This window comes from Paenibacillus sp. MT124 (assembly GCF_058792755.1).
In genome coordinates this window covers 6,305,784-6,327,331 of record NZ_CM179500.1, presented here as the reverse complement: position 1 = coordinate 6,327,331, position 21,548 = coordinate 6,305,784, and the positions used below count along the sequence as shown (strand labels likewise).

The 21,548-nt window shown below is 49.0% G+C and carries 20 protein-coding genes; 13 read left to right on the top strand and 7 right to left on the bottom strand.

Annotated features, from left to right (window positions below):
• Positions 1-37: 37 nt before the first annotated feature.
• On the bottom strand, positions 38-697 hold the full coding sequence (locus AC3RCI_RS28590) for a TetR/AcrR family transcriptional regulator (protein ID WP_492527189.1): 660 nt from the start codon (positions 695-697) through the stop codon (positions 38-40).
• Between the two features lie 193 nt (positions 698-890).
• Here AC3RCI_RS28590 and AC3RCI_RS28585 point away from each other — a divergent pair, with 193 nt between their 5' ends.
• Complete coding sequence (locus AC3RCI_RS28585; RefSeq protein WP_492527188.1) at positions 891-1,685, top strand: SDR family NAD(P)-dependent oxidoreductase; 795 nt, start codon at positions 891-893, stop codon at positions 1,683-1,685.
• A gap of 66 nt (positions 1,686-1,751) precedes the next feature.
• Here AC3RCI_RS28585 and AC3RCI_RS28580 read toward each other — a convergent pair whose 3' ends face one another.
• The 3 genes from AC3RCI_RS28580 to AC3RCI_RS28570 all read right to left on the bottom strand — a co-directional run bounded on the left by AC3RCI_RS28580 (position 1,752) and on the right by AC3RCI_RS28570 (position 4,634).
• Positions 1,752-2,213: a hypothetical protein gene (locus tag AC3RCI_RS28580; protein WP_492527187.1), complete on the bottom strand. Its 462-nt coding sequence runs from the start codon at positions 2,211-2,213 to the stop codon at positions 1,752-1,754.
• Between the two features lie 84 nt (positions 2,214-2,297).
• Positions 2,298-4,058: a cellulase family glycosylhydrolase gene (locus tag AC3RCI_RS28575; RefSeq protein ID WP_492527186.1), complete on the bottom strand. Its 1,761-nt coding sequence runs from the start codon at positions 4,056-4,058 to the stop codon at positions 2,298-2,300.
• 111 nt (positions 4,059-4,169) lie between these two features.
• Positions 4,170-4,634, bottom strand: coding sequence for a DUF4385 domain-containing protein (locus AC3RCI_RS28570; protein ID WP_127537517.1), 465 nt, complete (start codon positions 4,632-4,634; stop codon positions 4,170-4,172).
• Between the two features lie 160 nt (positions 4,635-4,794).
• On the opposite strand from AC3RCI_RS28570, the gene AC3RCI_RS28565 reads away from it, so the two are divergent.
• The 3 genes from AC3RCI_RS28565 to AC3RCI_RS28555 all read left to right on the top strand — a co-directional run bounded on the left by AC3RCI_RS28565 (position 4,795) and on the right by AC3RCI_RS28555 (position 7,193).
• Complete coding sequence (locus AC3RCI_RS28565) at positions 4,795-5,262, top strand: YfbM family protein (RefSeq protein WP_492527185.1); 468 nt, start codon at positions 4,795-4,797, stop codon at positions 5,260-5,262.
• 120 nt (positions 5,263-5,382) lie between these two features.
• Complete coding sequence (locus tag AC3RCI_RS28560; RefSeq protein WP_492527184.1) at positions 5,383-5,508, top strand: hypothetical protein; 126 nt, start codon at positions 5,383-5,385, stop codon at positions 5,506-5,508.
• Between the two features lie 236 nt (positions 5,509-5,744).
• Positions 5,745-7,193 carry a copper amine oxidase N-terminal domain-containing protein gene (locus AC3RCI_RS28555; RefSeq protein ID WP_492527183.1) on the top strand — a complete coding sequence of 483 codons (1,449 nt, stop codon included), beginning with the start codon at positions 5,745-5,747 and terminating at the stop codon, positions 7,191-7,193.
• A 140-nt stretch (positions 7,194-7,333) separates the two neighbouring features.
• Here the strand turns inward: AC3RCI_RS28555 and AC3RCI_RS28550 are convergent, their stop codons facing one another.
• Genes AC3RCI_RS28550 through pdxR form a run of 3 tightly spaced genes read right to left on the bottom strand, consistent with a single transcriptional unit; the run spans position 7,334 to position 10,193 of the window.
• Positions 7,334-7,792: a GNAT family N-acetyltransferase gene (locus tag AC3RCI_RS28550; RefSeq protein WP_492527182.1), complete on the bottom strand. Its 459-nt coding sequence runs from the start codon at positions 7,790-7,792 to the stop codon at positions 7,334-7,336.
• On the bottom strand, positions 7,789-8,709 hold the full coding sequence (locus AC3RCI_RS28545) for a D-alanine--D-alanine ligase (RefSeq protein WP_492527181.1): 921 nt from the start codon (positions 8,707-8,709) through the stop codon (positions 7,789-7,791). Before AC3RCI_RS28545 ends, AC3RCI_RS28550 begins: the two co-directional genes overlap by 4 nt.
• A 32-nt stretch (positions 8,710-8,741) precedes the next feature.
• Positions 8,742-10,193, bottom strand: a complete 1,452-nt coding sequence (gene pdxR / locus AC3RCI_RS28540) for a MocR-like pyridoxine biosynthesis transcription factor PdxR (protein WP_492527180.1) — start codon at positions 10,191-10,193, stop codon at positions 8,742-8,744.
• A gap of 247 nt (positions 10,194-10,440) precedes the next feature.
• Between pdxR and AC3RCI_RS28535 the strand changes: the two genes are divergently transcribed.
• From AC3RCI_RS28535 to AC3RCI_RS28495, 9 genes are all read left to right on the top strand, one after another.
• Positions 10,441-11,676: an MFS transporter gene (locus AC3RCI_RS28535; RefSeq protein ID WP_154894509.1), complete on the top strand. Its 1,236-nt coding sequence runs from the start codon at positions 10,441-10,443 to the stop codon at positions 11,674-11,676.
• A gap of 856 nt (positions 11,677-12,532) precedes the next feature.
• Entirely contained in the window at positions 12,533-12,889 is a 357-nt protein-coding gene (locus tag AC3RCI_RS28530) for a nucleotide excision repair endonuclease (RefSeq protein WP_095360246.1), read from the top strand.
• Positions 12,890-13,154: 265 nt separating this feature from the next.
• A complete protein-coding gene (locus AC3RCI_RS28525; protein ID WP_492527179.1) occupies positions 13,155-13,904 on the top strand; it encodes a Bax inhibitor-1/YccA family protein in 750 nt (249 codons plus the stop codon).
• Between the two features lie 276 nt (positions 13,905-14,180).
• A complete protein-coding gene (locus AC3RCI_RS28520) occupies positions 14,181-15,395 on the top strand; it encodes an AraC family transcriptional regulator (protein ID WP_492527178.1) in 1,215 nt (404 codons plus the stop codon).
• A gap of 49 nt (positions 15,396-15,444) precedes the next feature.
• A complete protein-coding gene (locus AC3RCI_RS28515) occupies positions 15,445-16,497 on the top strand; it encodes an ABC transporter substrate-binding protein (RefSeq protein ID WP_492527177.1) in 1,053 nt (350 codons plus the stop codon).
• A 278-nt stretch (positions 16,498-16,775) separates the two neighbouring features.
• A complete protein-coding gene (locus AC3RCI_RS28510) occupies positions 16,776-17,636 on the top strand; it encodes an alpha/beta hydrolase (RefSeq protein ID WP_492527176.1) in 861 nt (286 codons plus the stop codon).
• 141 nt (positions 17,637-17,777) lie between these two features.
• On the top strand, positions 17,778-18,563 hold the full coding sequence (locus AC3RCI_RS28505) for a 2,3-dihydro-2,3-dihydroxybenzoate dehydrogenase (RefSeq protein WP_492527175.1): 786 nt from the start codon (positions 17,778-17,780) through the stop codon (positions 18,561-18,563).
• 23 nt (positions 18,564-18,586) lie between these two features.
• On the top strand, positions 18,587-19,921 hold the full coding sequence (gene dhbC, locus AC3RCI_RS28500; protein ID WP_492527174.1) for an isochorismate synthase DhbC: 1,335 nt from the start codon (positions 18,587-18,589) through the stop codon (positions 19,919-19,921).
• Between the two features lie 4 nt (positions 19,922-19,925).
• On the top strand, positions 19,926-21,539 hold the full coding sequence (locus tag AC3RCI_RS28495) for a (2,3-dihydroxybenzoyl)adenylate synthase (RefSeq protein WP_492527173.1): 1,614 nt from the start codon (positions 19,926-19,928) through the stop codon (positions 21,537-21,539).
• The last annotated feature ends 9 nt before the right edge of the window (positions 21,540-21,548 follow it).

Genomic DNA, 21,548 nt, shown 5'->3' with positions numbered 1-21,548 from the left:
GTTGGGCCTCACTCCTTTTTTGTGCTATGGACAATAATTATTTTTTGGTGTTTGTTCCAAAGAGAGATTGAACAATCATGGACAGCGTATGATCATAGAGATTTTTGGCGGCAGCTTCACTCTCCAAGTGGCCTCCCAGGTACAGATGAATGACACCATGCAGGGGGGCCCAGATCATTTGAACGGCAAGCAGGGAATCCTTTTCCTGAAGCATCTCCTGCTTACTTGCTGCTTCTACCAAATTAATGAGCTGCTTCATCGCGGTTGCGGTTCCCTCCAGACTCTCTGCATCCGGTTTGAACTCGGCAAATGATCCACCAAACATCAGCTGATAGAAGCTGGATTGCGTCATGCCAAAATCCCAGTAGGCATAGGCAAGCGCGCGAAAGTGCTGTTGGTATGAAGTTTGCTGCGGCACGGCCTCAAAAGACTGAGACAGGAGTATGCAACCCTCCAAATAGAGATATTTAGCCAACCCTTCTTTCTTGCCAAAAAGGTTATAGATGATCTTGGTGGAGCACTCCATCCGTTCTGCCACACGTCGAACCGTAACCGCTTCAGGCCCATGTTCCTGTAATAGTGCAGCAGCAGCATGCACAATATTTTGTCGCAGATTTTCGGAATGCTGGAGTCTTGCTTCCTGAAAAGTCGTTACCGTATGAATCGACTCCTTAGAATTTGATGAGTGATCTTTCATTTATGTTCATCCTCGTAGCGTTATATTTGTTTTTTAACGGAAACTGCGTTTCTTATGAGTATTCTACTGTTTCGTGCCTGATATCGTCAATTTTCCAAATGTGAATTGACAGGATAAAAAAAGGGGGATACTATGTTTTCATTAGGAAACAATGTTTCCAATAAAAAACGAATGTATAAAAGGCGGATGAAAAATGAGAAAAATTCAAAATCAATGGGCACTAGTCACTGGAGCTTCCTCGGGTATCGGACAGGCTTTTGCATTGGAAATGGCTTCAAAGGGACATCATGTCGTGCTTGTGGCCAGATCGGAAGCAAAACTGAAGCAGCTGGCAGAACGCATAGAACGAACATATAAAGTGAGAGCAGAGGTCATCGTAGCAGATCTCTCTGAAGTGAATGCACCAAAGCAGATCTATGATGAATGTAAAAATCGGGGCATACGTGTGGATACCTTAATCAATAATGCAGGCTTTGCAACACATGGGTGGTTTGAACAGGTGGATGGCTTGCGCCAGCAGGAGGAGATCTTGCTTAATGTACTGGCTGTAACAAACATGACCCATCTATTCCTGCCGGCAATGCTGCAAACGCGCAATGGAACGGTGATCAATGTCTCTTCCACGGCAGCCTTTCAGCCTGATCCGTTTATGGCTGTATACGGGGCAACCAAATCATTCGTTCTTTCCTTCACAGAAGCATTATACGAAGAGAATAGACGGCGTGGAGTTCGCTTTTTGGCCATATGTCCCGGTGCGACAGAGACGTCCTTCTTTGATGTTGTAAACGCTGAAGAAGCCTCTGTTGGAAAACGGGATACGCCTGAGCATGTGGTAGAAGTGGCGATGAAGGCATTGAAATCGGGTAAGCCCTACGCTGTGCCGGGTGCATCGAATTACTGGACGGCTCAATTGGCCCGTGTTTTACCACGCAGACAGATCCTGCGAGTGGTTGGAGGAATGCTGACTCCGCGTCCTCAGAATGGATAAGCACAAAGGGCATGGGCCTGAATCGATAGGAAAAACGCTGGCAGCAAACATCCTTGCTGTCAGCGTTTATGTCATAACCATTTTAATAATGCCATACAGAATGCTGGTTCCTGCTGCACCGAGTGCAATCAGCTGAATTTTCAGGGCTAATCCATTAAAGCTGAATACTTTCGGAAGCAGCCAGTATAGGCTGATTGTTGTCCAGAGCGCGTACAAGACTGCTGCAGTTAGCAGCTGTCTCCCGGAGATTTCCCTGATTGCGGAACCCAGCAGACCCGGAAAGGTTGCATCACCAATCATTTTCAGATTCCAGTAGGAGAGAAGAAAATAAACAAGCACAACGCCCATCGTTCCCACAATCATCAGTGTATCCTTGCTCAGCAGTAGACTGCTAAGCGTCCGTGACTTGTTCTTCATCTCCCCGAAACCAACCAGGAAAAAAACGAAGCCTATCACCATTCCTACACCGGCTCCTGTCGTGCACAGCGTATGTAGAACGATACCGAGGACCCCAATTACCCATAACATGTCATCACCTTCTTCACAGCCTTGCGAACTTCCCGCTCGCAGAGCATACCATGCTGTCCATTCTACGCCTGGCTGTACGGTTCATCAATGAAGTGCCTTCCCTGTTATATGGTTCCCGCTTTTGAACAGCGTATAGTGAATGACCTCACCGCTCCAGAAATGGAAGGCCAGATCAATCTGCCCAATATGCAGTTCATTGAGCCATTCCGGCTGCAGAATCAGTTGATTTGTTTCATAAGAAGGTGCAAATGTAGTCAGGAATTCTTTGTAAGGAGTCCAGTTCTGCGGAGCAGTAAACTCTCCAGAGGAATAGACGGCTTCCATGGTAGCAAGCTGATCGCCATGAAAGAGCGCTGGGATGGAGAAAGCCTCTGTAGTACCGAATGCATTCTCCAGCTCGGGCTTGGCCGATACGACGAGCTTCCATGTCCAGTCTGCGCCTTGATTGAACTTCGCCGTGATGATGGCCTGTTTGCCGAGCTGGTCTCCCTTGCTAACCATACGGGATAATGCATCTGCTTGGATAACCAACTTACTCCCGCTGAATGAATAGTCTGCGTTTTGTTTCAACAGCTGCTCACCCGCATAGAGCGATACGAGTTTGGTTCCATTTAACTTGACTGTCAGCTTCGTATCCTGAATGGGGTAGCCTTGTCTCAGGTACAGCAGATCACGATCTCCAATAGCAGAACGGCCTGTCCAGCTTGCCTGAATCATCTCGAATAGAGCCGGATCGGACCACACATACGTCTCCCGGTTCAGATGCTGGCCATTGTCCCACAATATGGACGCGATCTTTTTCTCCTTCAGCTCATGCCCAATGAATTCGAAATATTTTAGCTTCTCGCCCTGTTCAATAACATCCGTATGTTTATCGAATCCCAGAAGTCCATACTCGCCGAGAATGACTGGAATCCCCTGCGTGACGAGTGTCCTGTATATATTGTTAAACGTGTTGGCTGCATCATTCTTGGTCTCGGTATCAAACGTGGTGTGTCCTGCGATATTGACGCTAAATGGCCAGTAACCATAGTAATGCAAGGTTGCAATCAGATTCTTGTCTTTCAGTTCAGTGATGGTATGCCTCAAACTGTTCAGCCTTGCCTGTGTCGGTAAACCCTCAAGTGTAGGCAGCAAAAGTGGACGCTCTTCGTTATTGCCGCCTGTGCTGCGAATCAGCTTCACAAACGCCGTGTTTAATTCATGCAGAAGGGCAAGCTGCCTTGGCTCATCCATATTGCTTCCTGCCCCCATATCACCCGCCTGAGTGATTCCACGATTGAAGCGCGGTTCATTCACACTTTCGAACATCAGCCGCAGTGGAGCATCCTTGAATTGATTCGCAATTTGGGTCCACACTGCTGTGTAACGAGCGAGTACCTGGTCATGATCGGTTTCCAGCTGACTGATCCAGAGATAAGAATCATGATGAAGATCCAACACAACGTACAGATTCGCATCCAGTGCCCATTTGATCACTTCCTGGACCCGTGCCATGTAAGCAGGGTCTATCCGGTAATCCGGGGCGGCACCAATATGCTGGTCCCAAGTAACGGGGATTCGTATACTTTTGAATCCTTGAGCGGCAATGTTTCCGATTAATTCCGAAATAACGCGTGGATTGCCCCAGTAGGTTTCATCCGGACCTACCGTATCCAATGAGTTGCCGAGGTTCCATCCGGGCTGCATCTGATCCACAACCGTTTGCAGTGGACTGAAGGCGGTCATTTCACGCTGCCTCGCAAGCTCGGATTGGGCTGCAGACGCAGGTAATGGCAGCAAGACGAACAGATACATCGCGATGCATGTCAGTGTGATGGAGATAGGGCGACTAGGTAATTTCATGAAGGCTCCTTTAGCTTGAGTGATCTCATTATGTTTTCGTCCTGTAGATCGACGTAAAGCATTATATCAAAAGGAGTATCAGGATGAGCCATCTATTTTTTACCCAAGTGCCTATTCGTTCTCCGATTCGTACTTTTCCCGGTGCTGCTTCTTCATTTCAATATAATCCGGGTCAGTCTTGGCAATCTCCCACTGCGCCTTGAAGATAGCTGCGGCTTCCGCTTTCACTTTGTCATTCTGATAGGGAAGGATCGAACCGTCCTCTTTCGAATATTTGCGTCCGCCTTTATGGTTCGTATAACGTCTGGCTCGCGTGTACCCCATTTGCAGAAACTTGCGCGCCATATCCATGCCAACGAAATCATCCTTTTTCTTATATTCCAAAAAAAGCTCGTAGATCTTCTCCGATGATTCGGTCGCGATCTCTGGTGTTTTAAAACGCCAATAGGGCAGAATCTCGCTCTTGTAGGGTTCCACCATCAGCACGCCCTGCTCTCCCCGTCCGACGGTATATAGCTCTGGATGTTTGCGCAAATCGAGCTCTTCGTAATTCAGGGTGTAATCGAATTTTTTCATCGGTGTGGTCCCCCCTTAAGATATCATGTATGGTATCGCCATGCTTGATCATGGGATTTTGTAATCGTAATATAACTTCTACCTCTTTTTACCCCGATTCTTTTGGAACATACACGGTTAATGGGGGACAGAGAAGTAAAACCATAGGAGGGATCATGTTATGGGAATGTCCGGTAGATATCTAGTGGTGACCGACGAGTTGATTGAATCGATCAAGTCAGGCGAGATCAGTGTGCATGATTGTTCCGTCGATCTGGATATTGATAAAACGTGGCAGATGCTTCAGTTCACCTTAACCGGTAACCTGGCTGAAGGAGAGCCGCCTCTCGGATATGTGGTGCCGATGTCAGGGGAACAATATTTGGGGAATTATTCGGACATGGATCTGTTTTTGCTCTCGAACGAACAGGTGCTGGAAGCTTACATGGCTCTGGAGCAGCTGGACCCCGATGAACTGAAGGCACGTTTTGACCTGGACCAAATGGTTACGGAAGGTGTCTACCCGGTCATGGAAGGCTGGGATGCAGAGGAGACCTTCAGGGAGATCGTTCAGACAATGAATGATGTTCAGGCTCTATATCAGGCAACTGCAGCCGCCGGGAATGGAATCGTCTTTTATATTTTCTGAAACGGTTCATAAAGATGACGCGCCTTCATGTTTAAGCTGCTTCGGTACGGGTTATTGATAGAACAAGGCTAATGCCTTGAAGATAATCACGAAAATCCGCTAGAAGAGAGGGATTGCGATATGACACAGGACCAGAATGAAGAGAACAAAGCCATTCAAGACGACGAGCCGGATCAATTTGAAACCCCTGTAACGACAGAGGACAATGAACCGACTGAAGAGGTTAACGAGGAAACCAAAGAGTAATGTACGAAGTCGTTTAAAATAAATTCTTATCCAAAGGTCGGACACATTTCCGGCCTTTTTTGGCGTTTTTACGATCCACCCGGTTTACAACATTTACCTGATGGCCTCATAATAGGAATGAACCACATTTTTCCTAAGGAGGAGATCGTATCAAAAATCGAAGGTTAGCCAAGTGGATCGCCGTACCACTCGTTTTGATGATGGTGGCGCTTACGGGATGTCAGGCTGTTGGTGGGGTGGATATTAGTAAAGCCATGGCCAACAGTACAAACGTAAAATCCGGTGAATCGAAACAGTCCATGCACATTAACATAGAGCCGGCTAAAGAATTCGCTACCGAGAAAGACAACGAAATGATTGAACTTATTAATTCCGTATCCCTGGACATTGAAAATGCCAAAGTGAAGGATGCCCAAACGGCATCGATCCAAGGTTCTGTGAGTTTCCAAGGAACTAAATTGCCTTTCCATCTATCCATGGATGAAACTCAAATGGTGATCGACCTGGACGGTGCGCAGAAGCCGCTGTACATATCACTTGAGGCTCTGGAAGGCGCGCAAACACTTCCGATGATGGACACCAAGGCTCTGGAAAAGCAGATCGAGGAGCTCTCTCCCAAATTGCTTTCTTTTGTCCTGAAGCATCTGTCCAATCCGAAAAATATCTCTGTTACGCCTGTACAGGAATCGGTTAACGGTGAGTCCCTCAACCTCTCCAAGCTCCATATGGAGATCACTGGAGAAGAGATTCTTGCCATGGTTAAACCGTTTCTGACAAGTGTTTCCAAGGATGAGCAAGGACTCAAGGATCTGATCGGCGATCTATATGAGGTGTTCTATCCACTGCTGACAGCAATAAATCAGGTGGAAGAAGTGGACACAGGAGCCATGACCTCCTTAATGCCAGAATCCAAAGAGGCAGCTGTTGCAACCATGTACCCGATGATCAAGGCAGGACTCGACGAGCTTCTGGTTAACTATGATCAAGGGTTGAACGAATTGTTGAATGAAGTGCCCGAACTGAAGACGGTATTTGGCACAGATACAACGTTTAAGCTCGATTTCTATCTCGACAGTGCGCTGAACATCCGCAAGCAAAATGCTGAGTTGAAAGTGGCACTGCCTGCCTCCGAGGATCTGCCTTTGCAATCCGTGACTCTATACGCAGACAGCGAGCAGTGGAATATCGGTGGAGCGGTAACCGTGGATGCGGTTGACACAACAGGTGGCGTAATCGATCTGATGAAGGAAGATATTACTCCTGGACAGATGCTGCGCAACTTTGATTCCAATTCTGTCGTGTATCAGCTGCTGAAAGACGAAGCCGGCATCACTCGGAAGAGCATTATGCTGTATCCGGAAGATGAGACCTACGGTGCCATTACGGTAAAAAATACAACATTCGTTCCTCTGCGTTACCTGTCCGAGGAATTGGATGCTGAAGTGAAATGGACCAAGGGATCGGATACCATCGTTGTTACTGACGACATTACGGGCAATGAAATTGTCCTGACTGTGGGTTCCAAGAATGCAACGGTTGCAGGCAAGGATGTAACCATGGTTGAATCCGCCTATGTGGGCAAAAACGGTAAGACTTACGTTCCACTGCGCTTCATGGCTGAGTCTCTTGGAGCAACGGTGGATAAGGAAAGTGAAACCGGCTGGATCTTTATCGATCGGCCATAAGTTATAACATCTGTACGACATCTGTATGTGCGAGAGGGGATTTCAGAGTATGCCAGATTCCTTGTAATCTCCGTCATCAGAAAGCGCCTGTTCCCAGCAAGTTGTTGGGGACAGGCGCTTTTATTAGTATGATGCGAATATTAGGCATACTGAAGAGCCTGCGGCTTTTTGCTGAATCCAGTGCTCCCTGCGGTAAAGCCCATCTGCCGATAGAACTCATGAGCTGCTTCACGGTCGGGACGGTTACCGCTGTTCAAGGAGAGCGAGTCTATGCCTTGGCTGGCGGCCCATTGCTCTGCTGCCAGAATCAGCTGACGGCCTATCCCGGTGCCTCTGAACTGGTCATGCACGATGAGTGCAAGGATGCGGCAGTGCTGGCCGTTTTTCTCATACAGGTAAGAGGTTTGCATGCCAATCAATCCGACCACACGTCCACGAACCTCGGCGACGAACGTATTAAAATTTGCATCAGCCGCAATGTGGGCATAACGCTCCTGCATTTCAGCATACGTCGTGGGATAGCCCAGTTGGTCCATGAGAATGACCATATCCTGCAGATCTTCCGTTGAACTGCTGCGTATTGTTACATCCTGGCTCATGATAGCTGTGCCTCCTTATTTCGTTCCTTCAGTGAGAGTTCAATGATGGTATCCAGCAGCTCTGTAAAGGAAATACCTGCAGCGGCTGCACTTTTGGGCAGCAGACTGTTGCGGGTTAGACCTGGAAGCGTGTTGACTTCAAGTACATAAGGCATGCCATCACGGATGATCATATCCACGCGGGCATAGACGCTGCATTTCAGCACACGGTAACAGGCCAGTGCGGCATCTTCCACGCGCTGGTGAATGTCGGCAGGCAGCTGAATCACCTGTTCCTCGGCTCCGCCGTCATTATATTTGGAGCTATAGTCGAAGAACTCGGCGCTTGAACGAATGGAGATGATCGGAAGCATCTTGCCATCTACAATGGCACAGGTAATTTCATCCCCTGCGATATATTGTTCAATCATGACCGTGCCATCCCATTTGAGTGCAGCTTCAACCGCGGCTTGAAGAGATGAAGCCTCTTGAACAACCTGGGTGCCAATGCTGGAGCCGCCTGAGTTGGGCTTCACAACGACCGGATATGTCAACTGCTGCACCACCGTAGATGACAGTTCTTCCAGATGGTGCACCTGCACCCACGCTCCAGTAGGTATGCCCGCATGGTGCATGAGCTGTTTGGACATGTCCTTATCCATACATACGCTGCTGGACAAGACACCGCAACCCGTATATGGAATGCCAAGCGAATCCAGGGTACCTTGAACTGTACCGTCTTCGCCGTATTTGCCATGCAGTGCGAGTAAGGCTACATCAATACCCGCTGATTTGTCGATCAGATCCCGTTTGCTGCTTAGCTCAATGGGAATGACTTCATATTTATTTCTATCCAGATGGGCAATCATCTCCTGTCCGGTGAGCAGGGAAATATCCCGCTCGGAAGATGTTCCGCCCATAATCACGCCAACCTTCATGTGTAATCCTCCCATGTTGTTATTCAGCCGTTTCAGCTCATCTGAGCCGTGGTCTCACCAATGATACGGATACCTTTGCGAATATTGTCATCGCTGACCCTGGAGAAGCCCAGGCGCATCGTATTTAACCCCTGACCTGGTTCCAGATAAAAGGTATCGCCGGGCGTGAAGGTCACACCCTTCACCTTGCAGGCAGCCAGCAATTCCCGGGTTCGGTATCCCGGAGGAAATTGCACAAACAAATGCAAACCACCCTCGCCGGAGATCTGGCACATGGGCAGATGCTTGCGCAAGCAGCGCACGACCAGTTCATATTTCCGCTTATATTCCGTGCGGGCCCGCTTCAGATACTTCTCAAAATTACCGTTGCTCAAGTATTGGTAGAGCAGGGATTGGTCCAGTGTTGAGGTGTGAATGCTGCGGGCCCGTTTCATGCTTTCCAAATAATCAATCAGTGCTGCATCTGCAATGACCCAGCCTACCCGCAGCCCGGGAAAGAGTACCTTGGAGAAGCTGCCCAGATAGACGAGTCCATTACCCTTGCCCGCACTAGCGATGAGAGGGGAGACGTGGGAACCGGAATAACGCAGTTCCTCATTGAACCCGTCCTCGATAATGGGCACTTCGTACTGATTCATTAACCGGATAATCTCTGCCCGTTTGGCAGGAGAAGTCACCGTTCCGGTTGGATTGTGATAAGAAGGTACCAAATAGGCCAGATCATACGAACTTGTGACCAGTTCATGTTCCAACTGCTGCAGGTTCAACCCGTCCGGCTCCATGTCCACGCCTGTGAGGTTGAACTCATGAAGCTTCAGATTTTTGATGGCCGTATGATGGGTAGGGTTCTCGCATAGAGCTCTGCCGCTTTGTCTGCGCAAGGCACCAAGCACCAGATCGAAGCCTTCCGTGAATCCGTTGGTAATTAGAATATCCTTGCCGGTCAGGTCAACACCCTTGTTCTCCATGTACCGGAGCAGATAGTTCATCAGAGGACGGTAGCCTTGTGCATATCCGTAGTTCAGCAGCACTTCGCCTTCGAGAGACATGCGATCAAGGAAGGCCCGTTTCACATTATGCAGATCGAACAGCTTTTCATCCGGGGCAATACTGGTAAACGAGATCTCGCCACGTTCTGCACCGGAACCATGTTTCATGAGATCATATTGTTCCGCCTGAATCGCATAGTTGCTTACGCGGCTTTTCCAATCCAGCTGCCAGCCATTGGTTGGCTCAGGCGCTTCAATCATGGGGCTGACGTAGTTGCCTTTGCCTTTCACCGCATAGATCAGACCTTCTTCTTCTAGCTCGGCATAAGCGAGCAGGACGGTGCTGCGGCTAACCTTCATCAGTGTACTGAGTTCACGGGTGGAAGGCAGCTTTTGCTTTGCCTGCAATCCGCCTTTGAGCATCAATCGCTTCATATAATCTTTGACTTGTATATATACAGGGCGGTCCTCCGTCAGTTGCAGATCGGAATACATCCCATCACTCCCTCTGTTTGCTATCTTGCCATATTATAAACTCCACCGAAAGAACCACGATACCTCTGTTTCCATCACGAGGTGGTTGGAACCGGGAACCGATAGCTGTCGATCCGTTCAGCTGCCTTTAGTCACGTTAATTTTTTTTCAACACCTCTATTTTTCATGATTTTTCTATAGTAACCTATATTTGAACATGACCCAAAATGCTTTAATTCCAATATGACGACACCGGAGGAAATCCCGCATGGCAAGAACGCTTTTCCCGAGACTTCGCGGCAACAGCCGGGGCTGTCTCGCTTTTGAACCGTTTTTCTTGATTCCGTACAGCATGATGGCAACTTACGCTACGCTGTACATGTATGAGCTGGGCGTTACCGAGACCAATATTGGCTGGATTACGACGCTCGGGCTTATCGTGCAGGTGCTGTCATCATTCATGAGCGGGTATTTGACCGACCGAATGGGACGCAAACGCGCCATCCTCACCTTCGACGTGCTTAGTTGGAGCGTTGCGATGCTGATCTTTGCCTTTTCCCAAAATGTCTGGTTTTTCGTTATCGCGACATTCATCAACGGGCTTCAGCGTGTTCCGCATATCGCCTTTTACTGTCTGATCGTCGAGGATACGCCAAAAAAGGACCGGACTTACGTTTTCACACTGCTTCAGATCATCGGCGTCGTCGGTGGTTTGTTCGCTCCGCTTGGCGGTCTGTTGGTCGATCATTACGGACTGGTGGATGGCACTCGGATCATGTATGTGCTGTGTTCGGTGCTCATGACCTTCCAATTCATCGGGCGGCACCTGACCACGAAGGAAACGGAAATGGGTTATCGGAAAATGAAAGAGACGAAGGAACTCGGTCTCAAAAAGAGTTTGATCGATTATAGCGGCGCGATCCGAGATCTGTTTGCCAGCCGCAGTCTGATGCTGATCTTCGTCGTTTATATCCTGTTCAACTTTCAAATGACGCTAAAAACGACCTATCTATCGCTGTATCTGGCCGACTATCTGAAAGTGGACAGCGGACTAATCTCGCTCGTTCCTGCCGTTTCCTCTATTATTATGCTGCTCGCGCTGTGGTTCATCATGCCGAAGATTCCAGCCGAAGGAGAAACGCGCTCGATGATGGCTGGTTTTGTACTGTCGTTGCTTTCGAACGTGATGCTGGTGCTGTGGCCGACGTCGAACCTGGTCTGGATTGGTTTAAGTACCGTGCTTGCCGCCGTCGGATTGATGATCAGCTCGCCGTACCTCGAAGCGGCCGTCCAGAACGCGATTGACGACGAAAAAAGAGCGAAGGTATTCTCGATGCTTTCCGTCGTCATCCTGCTGCTTACTTCCCCGGCCGGTATCGTGGGAGGCTGGGCATACGCGCTCGATCCGCGGATTCCGATCTGGATCATTACAGCGTCCTTTGCCGCGGCGTTTGTGTTTTTGATGATTTATTTGAGTCGAGGAAGAGGAAAGGCTTACCTGTAGGGAAGCTGAGGTTCCCTCCGCGATCACCGCTCGTAAATGGACCTTTCTGAAGTAGTTTAAGGGATGCCGCTTGGTCGGCGTCTCTTTTTTTCTTTTAAATATACTGCGAACTCAAGATTCAATGAAGGTAGATAGGAGTATACGGGGGCAGTTATCAATGGTTTAAGGCAGGGGGGAATTGCTTATGAAAAATAACGATGATCGGTTGATTACGAGGGGTTGGGATATCAATGGGACAACGTAAAAAAGCCCTGGCTTCGTGCCGGGCTGTGGGTGTAGCTTGATCCAATTCTATATAGATCTGCTGTTATGAAGTTATGACTTACTAAGATTGCATGGCATGACCATTCTTCTCTTTTCTAGGATCGATAGCTATCGTTTCTTCTACGTGGATCTCGTTGGTCCTTGCTGACTGGAATTGCAGGCTTTCTAATTCAAATCCACTTCTTACTTCTACATCTACTTCTTTTTCTACGTTACAATCTACAATGAATCTCTTTCTACATTTGCTTGCTGCAAGGGTCGTATTGATGATGAATCCTAAAAGCTACAGACTTGCAATACGTGCTAACTGTCCTCTTGTTGTGGTGCGCACATTACAGAATTCAGTATGAAAAAGATCATGATTCATAGGGTACAATAGACGGAAGTAGATATAAAGACATATGTCTTAGTGCCCAATTTCTTCCTCATACCCCTATAGTACCACTTTGAATCAGGGAAGTTAACCTTTTTTTTGAAATTATTGTCGTAATAGTTGAAAATAGCGTGAATTGTGCATCTTATAGGATGAAATGGTTTCCTGTAATAATGTATGATAGGATGTAAGCCTATAGATAATGAGGAAGTGAGCCCAATGATTCAGATTACCGTACCAACGCCGGATGTAACCATCACCAAGCAGGAAAACCCGCAGCTTAGCCACATCTATGGTTTCACCGATTTTCACCTGATCACGCGTGAAAAGGGTGGAATCTTCATGTTTTACAATGCCGATGGAGAGCTGTTATTTGTCGGGAAAGCAAGAAAATTGAGACCGCGGATCAAGAAGCATTTTGAGGATACCGTTTCTCCAATGAAGAATCACCGGGAAGAAGTGGCGACCATTGAGGTTTGTCTGGTGGAAGATGCCGTAGACCGTGAAATTTATGAGACCTATATCATTAATACGATGCGTGCGAAATACAATGTAGACAAAGTGTTCTATAACTAAGTCTTCTGCTGAGGTAACTACAGCAACAACTAGCATTAAAAAAAGTCTGTATCAAGTTAAAAAGAGATTTTACAGCCCGGGACATATGTCCTACAGGGGTGTAACGATGGATAAGGATGTGATCGACCGATTGCATCCAAGTCTGTACTTGAACATCGAAAGATATGAATAGCAGATCACTAGAAATGTAGTAGAACATGTAGAAAGCAAAGAACGTAAAGATTGGTTTCAAAGATTGACCCAATACATAGAAGTGGTGATTGTTTTGATCGGACGCAGTGGTAACCCCACACTCAAGGACAGTACATTTGAAAATGCCGGTGGATATGGAGATGACCGGTACCAGCGTTACATGACGATTAACGGCACAGTGAACAAGTCATTCATTACGCTGGTCATCCTGCTCGGCAGTGCATTTGCGACATGGATGATGTTCTTTAACGGTCAGGAAGTGCTTCCTCTCGCCATCGGAGGTGCCATCGTCGGATTTATTCTGGCATTGATTATCTCGTTCAAACCTGTGGCAGCACCCTATCTTGTTCCCATCTATGCCATCGCGGAAGGCATGTTCCTTGGCGCACTCTCCGCAACCTACGAGTCATTGTACAACGGAATCACTTTGCAGGCTGCTTTGCTGACTATGGCAGTGTTCATTGCCCTGCTGGTCGCTTACAAAACGAGACTGATCAAAGCTACGGAGAACTTCAAGCTGGGAGTGGTAGCGGCAACTGGCGGTATTATGATCATGTATCTGCTCAGTTTCGTGCTGGGATTGTTCGGAATTACCGTTCCCTATCTGCATGACAACAGTCTGATCGGAATTGGGATTTCTGTCGTAATCGTTATCGTAGCGGCACTGAATCTGGTGCTTGATTTTGACTTTATTGAGAACGGCGCTGAACAAGGTGCTCCAAAATATATGGAGTGGTACGGCGCATTTGGGCTTATGGTTACCCTGGTATGGCTGTATATCGAGATTTTACGTCTGCTCAGCAAGCTGCGGAGCCGGGATTAGGAACGAATAAAAACAATTGAGATAACAGATCAAATTCAAGAGCTAACGCGTGCATCGTCACGTCGTTGGCTTTTTTATACATATGGATGGCGAGGATCATTTGAACTGAAACGGGTGCACATATTTCCATATATGGATTGACTGAGAGGAAAAGAATATGATACTTTAATTGATAATGATTATCATTGTCGGTAAATGATGAATCAGTCAACTGACCTCAACGTACGCTGTACGCTTCATATTAAGATGATCAAACAGATCGAGAGGAGTGGCCTCATGTTACTGGAGAATGAATTGCACCGTGCTGTGCGAGCCCCCGTTATGAGTCGCAGCCCCAAGACGGACCTTGCTGAAGTAAAAACCTATATGGACGAGCATTACAATGAAGCATTGTCTATTGCCGATCTTGCTCAGAGAGCAAATATCAGTCCGAAGTATTTTGTTGATCTATTCAAAAAAACCTACGGTCTCAGCGCGATGGAGTATCTGACAGATCTCCGTATTAACCGGGCCAAGCGTTATCTGAAGGAATCCGGGTATAAACTGCGTGATATCGCGCTCAGAGTCGGATACAGCGATGAATATTATTTCAGCCGCAAATTCAAAAAAGAAGTCGGCGTTTCTCCTTCCGATTATGCCAAGAACGCCAGAAAACGCATTGCCACTTGCTCCTCCAGCGTCATCGGACATCTGCTGGCCCTCAATGTCATGCCCATTGCTGCGCCCATCGATCCGAAATGGACAGCGTATTATTATAACGCGCATCGCACCGAAATCCAGTCCCATCTTAAACTAACAGATCCATATACCAGTTGGAGATTCGAAGCGAACGTAGAGCGGCTTGTGCACATACGGCCGGATGCCATCATTGGTACCGATCAACTCAGTGAAGAGGATCAAGCTGGACTTGCTGAGATTGCGCCTTGCTGTTTTGTACCCCAGCATCAGACCGATTGGCGTGCACAGCTGCGCATGATTGCTGCGTTCCTGGAACGGGAGGAACAGGCAGAACAGTGGATTGGACTATATAACAAGCGGGTAGAGAAAGCGCGGGAATCCGTGCAGAAGCAAGTAGGATGCGAGAAGGTGGCTGTGATCCGGGTATATGGTCAGCGCCTCTATCTCTATAGTAATCCGGGAATCGAGGAGGTGCTCTATGGGGCATTGCAGCTGGAGACCTTCCCCGATGCCAGCACCAATACACCGCTGACGCTGGAACAATTAAATGTAATGAATCCGGACCGGATCCTGATTATGGTATGTCCCGAGGCCGTATCGCGGGCATACTGGCTCAGTCTGCAGCACTCGCCAGTATGGAGACAGCTGAACGCTGTGCGTCAGTATCAGACACACCTGATCACTGGCGATCCTTGGTTCGATTATTCTGCAGTAGGCGTTATGCGTATGCTGGATGAGGCATTGCTCATTTTCACGGGATATTGTCCAAATATATATCTGGATAACGTCCATGGTGATTCACGGGCGACATGACATATAATCCATCTATCTAAATGAGAATGTTTATCAAGGGGGAACTATCATGCATCAGCAGCAAAAAGAGAACGGGCAACGTTTCGCTCCAAGAAGGTGGATTAATCATCGGCTGTCAGCCTTGATTGTACTCGTATTAATGGTTGGATTACTGGCAGCCTGTGGCTCCACATCAGAACATGAAGGAGCAGCGCAGCAGGAGCAGAAGACAGCCGAGGCCTCCACAACAGCCTCATCAGAAACGGCCGTACAAGAAGAAGAGACTGCAGAAACTGCGACTGGCGAACGAACTGTAAAAGACGAAATGGGACATGATGTGGTGGTTCCTGCCAAAGTGGAGCGTGTATTTGCACCTTATCTCGAGGATTCCCTGCTTACACTCGGCGTCAAGCCCGTTGCTCAATGGGCAAGCGGCACCCAAGGGCATGTTTACTTGCAGGATCAGCTAAGTGACGTACCTACACTCGATTTCTCGAGTGGGCTGCCTTCGCCTGAAGCATTGATGGCTTACAACCCTGATTTTATTATCCTGCACACGGCGAATTATGCCGAAAATGGTGTATATGAGAGTTACTCGAAGATTGCACCAACCTATGTATTTAACAATGCATCGGGGGATGTAGAGAAGTCACTGGAGATCATTGGCGATCTGCTTGGCAAAACGGCTGAGGCAGAACAGGCCATCAAGACATACCACGCCAAGGTAGACGCTGCGAAGACAGAGATCGCCAAGGTAGCGGACGGTAAGAAAGCGGCCATTATCCGCTTTGCTCCCCGCGGAATCAGCATGATGGGCGGAAACTACTTCAGCGGCTATGTCGTATACGAACAGTTGGGACTCGGCAAGCCCAAACTTGTCGAAACGGAGAACAGCGCGATTGTCTCCACCGAAGTGCTGCCCGAGATTGACGCGGATTATATTTTCACCGTTGAACAGGGGCCAGGCAGCATGAAAGAGATGACGGATACCAAAGTGTGGCAGAGCATGCCTGCTGTTAAAGCGGGAAATGTATATGCTGTCGATCCAGCACCATGGCTGGGCGGCGGATTGATTGCCTATGGTCATGTCATTGACGATACACTGAAGGCATTGACCCAATAATAGCGATGAATCAGCTCCTTCTCGGAGTGTCCCGAACCGGATCTTATTTCTGAGTTCGAGGTGTCACGGGGAGGAGCTGTTGTTTTTTTGCCAAGGCATAAAATCAATCAAGAAAAATATGTACATATGGAGATAATCAAAATGAATTCTGGATATCGTCCATGGGACAGCCGAAATCACTCTTTTATAATTGGTAATGAGAATCAATCTCATATAAAACAATATGATCTATATACACATAGCAATGTGAGTTGAACAACGAGGAGGATCCATCCGTAATGACGTTTCAGCATAATCAATCAGCCTCAGGGACCCTTGAGCAGATGACACGCAGTGCTGTTCCCATTCCCCGTTCAGAACAGTGGACGATGAAATCGAGAGCGGGGAAGCATGCTTATCAGATCATGGTATATCAACCCGCAGAGGCCGCCCCGCCGTCGGGATATCCTGTGATCTACCTGCTCGACGCTAACTCTGTCTTCGGCACGATGGTGGAAGCGGCTCGCATACAGGGACGCAGACCAGAGAAGACCGGGGCACTCCCGGCCATCATCGTTGGAATCGGGTACCCGACTGCCGCCGCGTTCTCGCCTCATCGGTATTACGATTTTACTCCGCAGGCCACGACGGAATATACCCACAAGTCGGATGGGACAATTCTGCCTGAGCAGGGGGGAGCGGATGCTTTTCTGCAATTCATTGAAGAGGAACTGAAGCCTGACATGGAGCAGCAGTTCAACATCGATCGGAACAGACAGGCCATTTTTGGCCATTCACTTGGCGGATTGTTCGTTCTGCACACCCTTTTTACCAAGCCGGATGCTTTCCGTTACTACATTGCTGGAAGCCCTTCGCTTCATTGGAACCAGAAGGTGATGCTGGCTGAGGAACAGGAGTTCATCGCAGGTCTGGAGCAGCATCCGGTCAACGTTCAGGTCTGGATTGGCATGGGCGAACAGGAGAAGAACCATCCTGCCCGCAACAATGAGAAGGCATCGGATTTAACGGAACGCCTATCTGCGCTGAAACAGCCGGGCCTCGATATCCAATATACCGAGTTCGAGGAAGAGAATCATGTCTCGGTGCTGCCGTTTCTGATCAGTCGTGCGATACGTTTGGCCTGCAGTCCTGAAGCGTAGGTGGGTGGAAGAATAAGATGTTTGCTTGAGTCAGGTACGGGATTGGCCGCTTTTCGATTGGCTGAGATAACATGGATGATCCAATCGAGTTCAACAATGAATCAACGTTCAACAGGCAGTAAGTCAGGGGAGGTACACAGCGTGAGTTATACAGGAATTCATGGAAAAGTAGCTCTGGTCACCGGTGCAGCACAGGGAATCGGCGAAGCGGTTGCCAGAGCTCTGGCTGAACAGGGTGCAGTTGTAGCGGCAGTAGATATTCGGGAAGAGCAGCTCGGTCAGCTGGCTGTGGATCTAAATCATCAAGGCCATCAGGCGGCTGCTTATCCTGCTGATATTGCGAAATGCCAATCGGTAGACGATACCGTACAGCGAATCGAGGCAACACTTGGACCGATTGGCATTTTGGTAAATGCAGCTGGTGTGCTGCATACAGGTACAGTGGAAGCCCTGAGCGACGAGGAATGGACAAGGACATTCGACGTTAATACCCACGGTGTATTTTATATGTCACGTGCAGTTGTACGAAATATGGCAAGGCGCCAATCGGGAACAGTGGTTACTGTTGGCTCGAACGCTTCAGGCGTACCCCGGATGCACATGTCGGCATATGCAGCCTCCAAGGCGGCGTCCACCATGTTTACCAAATGTCTTGCGCTTGAATATGCGGAGCAGCATATCCGCTGCAATATTGTATCTCCAGGATCGACGGACACCCCCATGCAGCGTGCGTTGTGGCAGGATGAACATGGCGCGCAGGCCGTCATTGCAGGATCGCAGCAGGCGTACCGTCTCGGCATTCCTCTGAACAGGATGGCATTGCCTTCCGATATCGCGGATGCCGTACTCTTTTTGGCATCAGACCAGGCGAGACATATTACCATGCATGATTTGTGTGTGGATGGAGGCGCCACACTCGGCGTCTGAATCAAGATAAGGAGATGATGAATATGTCAAAAGCGGCTGCAATCACAGCAACCTCCGCCTTACACCTTCTGGAACAATATCGGGAGGGGACGTCCTTTTTCTGGTCTTCACCGCAACATACCTTGCTCGCTCAAGGCGAGCAAATGAGGTTTCCTGTCTCCGCTGTTCAGCAGCAGGTGGTATCTGATTCCTCAGGAAACATGGATCATGCCCCTGGTAACCACGTGGAAGGAGTACATTTTGTTATTGAACAGGTTCGCACAATGATTCAGAAAGCGCAGCAAACGGGCCATCGGAAACCAATTGTGGTGGGAGCGATACCTTTTGATCCGAGTCAATCCTCAGCCGAGCTGTTAATTCCGGAAACGGTGCAATGGGCAGAACCTCCAAGCCATGATCTGAACGGATCATACGAGAGGCGCCCGGCAGCGGCTGGCTGTGAGATTGAGGAAGTGCCTGGGGCCGAGACGTATCAACGAAGTGTCATTCATGTGCTGAGGCAGATGGAACATGGAGAACTCGACAAAGTTGTGTTATCCCGCACACTGCGTGTGATCTCAGATGATCTCGTAGACACACATCAACTTCTGCGTAATTTGTTCAGGGATAATGCACACGGGTATACGTTTGCAGTTCCCATGAGGAAAGTTCCTGAAACGAAAAGTACTATAACAACGATAAATCGCAACGATTATGAACTCGATCACCAAGCCACACGTACGTTCATTGGCGCAAGCCCGGAGCTGTTGGTTACTCGAAAAGGTACCACCATACGGGCGAATCCGCTGGCTGGCTCCGCTGCCCGAAGTGATGACCCTGCTGAGGATCGCCGCCGTGCAGAGGCGCTGCTGGCTTCAGCCAAAGATCGGCATGAGCATGCTGTCGTCATTGATGCTGTTTCCGCGGCACTCCGACCTCTTTGCAAAGAACTGATCGTTCCGGCAGAGCCCTCCTTGATCCAGACAAGCACGATGTGGCATTTGTCTACCGAGATTCATGGAGAATTGCTGGATAAAGATATTTCGTCACTAGAGGTGGCATTTGCTCTCCATCCGACCCCGGCTATCTGCGGAACGCCTGTATTAACGGCCAGAGAGGCCATTGGGTCACAAGAACCGTTTGATCGCGGACTGTTTACCGGCATGGTTGGCTGGTGCGACAGCGAGGGAGACGGGGAATGGGCTGTGACCATCCGCTGTGCGGAAGTGGAAGGCAATGAACTTCGATTATTCGCTGGGGCAGGCATCGTAGCGGGCTCCACACCGGAAGCGGAACTGGCAGAGACCTCCGCCAAATTCAGAACAATGCTGCTTGCCATGGGTTTGGATTTCAACGTATCCCGTTTGAAGGAGGAATAAAAAGATGCTGCCAGGATATCAGGCTTGGCCTGAAGAGTTTGCAGAGCTTTATCGTCAGGAAGGTTGCTGGGAGGGCATTACATTTGGAGAAATGCTCCGGCAGCGTGCGGATGGTTATGGCAATCGTACTGCCATTATTAGCGGTGGAGAGCAATTAACCTATGCAGAGTTGGACAGACGAGTCGACCAATTGGCGGCAGGGTTGTATGCCAAGGGAATACGGAAATATGACCGCGTTATTGTACAGCTGCCGAACATGCCAGCTTTTGTTGAGGTGATCTTTGCCCTGTTCCGTTTGGGAGCACTGCCGGTGTTTGCACTTCCTTTGCATCGGAAAAGTGAAATCGAGTACTTCGCCCGCTTCTCTGAGGCTGTTGCTTATCTGATCCCGGATCAGGATGGGGGATTTGATTATCGAAAACTTGCAGCAGAAGTTCAGGCAGAGGTGCCGAGCCTTAGACATATCATCGTGGCAGGAGAAGCCGGTGCATTTACTAATCTGGAGGATTTATATATTGATCCCGTTCAGCTCAAGGATGATCAACCTGTCTCTTCGGATGTAGCCTTTCTTCAGTTGTCTGGTGGAAGCACCGGACTGTCCAAAATGATCCCGCGCACCCATGATGACTATATCTACAGTCTGCGGAGAAGCGTCGAGGTCTGCGGACTCGGCCCGGAAAGTGTATACCTGGCTGTTCTGCCTATAGCGCATAATTACCCTCTAAGTTCACCAGGAATACTAGGCACGCTCTATGCAGGAGGTACGGTTGTGCTGTCACGGGGGTCAAGCCCGGATGAAGCTTTCCCGCTCATGAAGGAGCATCAGGTGACCATCACGGCGCTGGTGCCGCCGCTCGCCCTAATCTGGCTGAACGCGGCCGCTGCGAGAGGAACCAAGCTGACATCCCTGCAGGTTCTCCAGGTTGGTGGAGCCAAATTCAGTGCGGAGGTGGCTGGACGCGTCAGACCTGTCCTGGGCTGCACACTGCAGCAAGTCTTTGGCATGGCTGAGGGGCTGGTGAACTACACCCGTTTGGATGATCCCGAGCACCTCATTATTAACACACAGGGCAAACCGATGTCCCCATATGACGAGGTAAGAATTGTAGATGACGAGGACATTGAAGTGGAGTTGGGGCAATCCGGGCATCTGCTGACCCGGGGCCCCTATACCATTCGCGGATATTACAAGGCCGAAGAACATAACTCGAAATCCTTCACTACAGATGGGTTCTATCGTACAGGAGATATTGCGAGCTTAACACCCGAGGGTTACCTCGTTGTGGAGGGCCGGGCGAAGGATCAGATTAACCGTGGCGGTGACAAAGTGGCTGCCGAGGAGGTGGAGAACCACCTGCTGGCTCATCCGGGGGTTCATGATGCAGCACTGGTGTCCATGCCAGATGAATATCTAGGCGAGCGCTCCTGTGCGTTTATCGTACCCAGCGGCGAGAATCTGACTGCTGCCGAAATCAAGTCCTACTTGCGCAGTCGCGGCCTGGCGAGCTACAAAATCCCAGATCGGGTTGAGTTTGTCCAATCTTTTCCCAAGACGGGTGTGGGCAAGGTTAGCAAGAAGGCACTCCGCGAGATGTTGACGATGAAGCAGCCCATATAACGATCTTGA

Bases quoted from the DNA above. Each gene is read 5' to 3' on its own strand.
- AC3RCI_RS28530 (WP_095360246.1), top strand. From the start codon at position 12,533: ATGATTCAGATTACCGTACCAACGCCGGATGTAACCATCACCAAGCAG.
- AC3RCI_RS28560 (WP_492527184.1), top strand. From the start codon at position 5,383: ATGACACAGGACCAGAATGAAGAGAACAAAGCCATTCAAGACGACGAG.
- AC3RCI_RS28565 (WP_492527185.1), top strand. From the start codon at position 4,795: ATGGGAATGTCCGGTAGATATCTAGTGGTGACCGACGAGTTGATTGAA.
- AC3RCI_RS28550 (WP_492527182.1), bottom strand. From the start codon at position 7,792: ATGAGCCAGGATGTAACAATACGCAGCAGTTCAACGGAAGATCTGCAG.
- AC3RCI_RS28520 (WP_492527178.1), top strand. From the start codon at position 14,181: ATGTTACTGGAGAATGAATTGCACCGTGCTGTGCGAGCCCCCGTTATG.
- AC3RCI_RS28585 (WP_492527188.1), top strand. From the start codon at position 891: ATGAGAAAAATTCAAAATCAATGGGCACTAGTCACTGGAGCTTCCTCG.
- AC3RCI_RS28575 (WP_492527186.1), bottom strand. From the start codon at position 4,058: ATGAAATTACCTAGTCGCCCTATCTCCATCACACTGACATGCATCGCG.
- AC3RCI_RS28515 (WP_492527177.1), top strand. From the start codon at position 15,445: ATGCATCAGCAGCAAAAAGAGAACGGGCAACGTTTCGCTCCAAGAAGG.
- AC3RCI_RS28545 (WP_492527181.1), bottom strand. From the start codon at position 8,709: ATGAAGGTTGGCGTGATTATGGGCGGAACATCTTCCGAGCGGGATATT.
- AC3RCI_RS28570 (WP_127537517.1), bottom strand. From the start codon at position 4,634: ATGAAAAAATTCGATTACACCCTGAATTACGAAGAGCTCGATTTGCGC.
- pdxR (WP_492527180.1), bottom strand. From the start codon at position 10,193: ATGTATTCCGATCTGCAACTGACGGAGGACCGCCCTGTATATATACAA.
- AC3RCI_RS28580 (WP_492527187.1), bottom strand. From the start codon at position 2,213: ATGTTATGGGTAATTGGGGTCCTCGGTATCGTTCTACATACGCTGTGC.
- AC3RCI_RS28510 (WP_492527176.1), top strand. From the start codon at position 16,776: ATGACGTTTCAGCATAATCAATCAGCCTCAGGGACCCTTGAGCAGATG.
- AC3RCI_RS28535 (WP_154894509.1), top strand. From the start codon at position 10,441: ATGGCAAGAACGCTTTTCCCGAGACTTCGCGGCAACAGCCGGGGCTGT.
- dhbC (WP_492527174.1), top strand. From the start codon at position 18,587: ATGTCAAAAGCGGCTGCAATCACAGCAACCTCCGCCTTACACCTTCTG.
- AC3RCI_RS28590 (WP_492527189.1), bottom strand. From the start codon at position 697: ATGAAAGATCACTCATCAAATTCTAAGGAGTCGATTCATACGGTAACG.
- AC3RCI_RS28495 (WP_492527173.1), top strand. From the start codon at position 19,926: ATGCTGCCAGGATATCAGGCTTGGCCTGAAGAGTTTGCAGAGCTTTAT.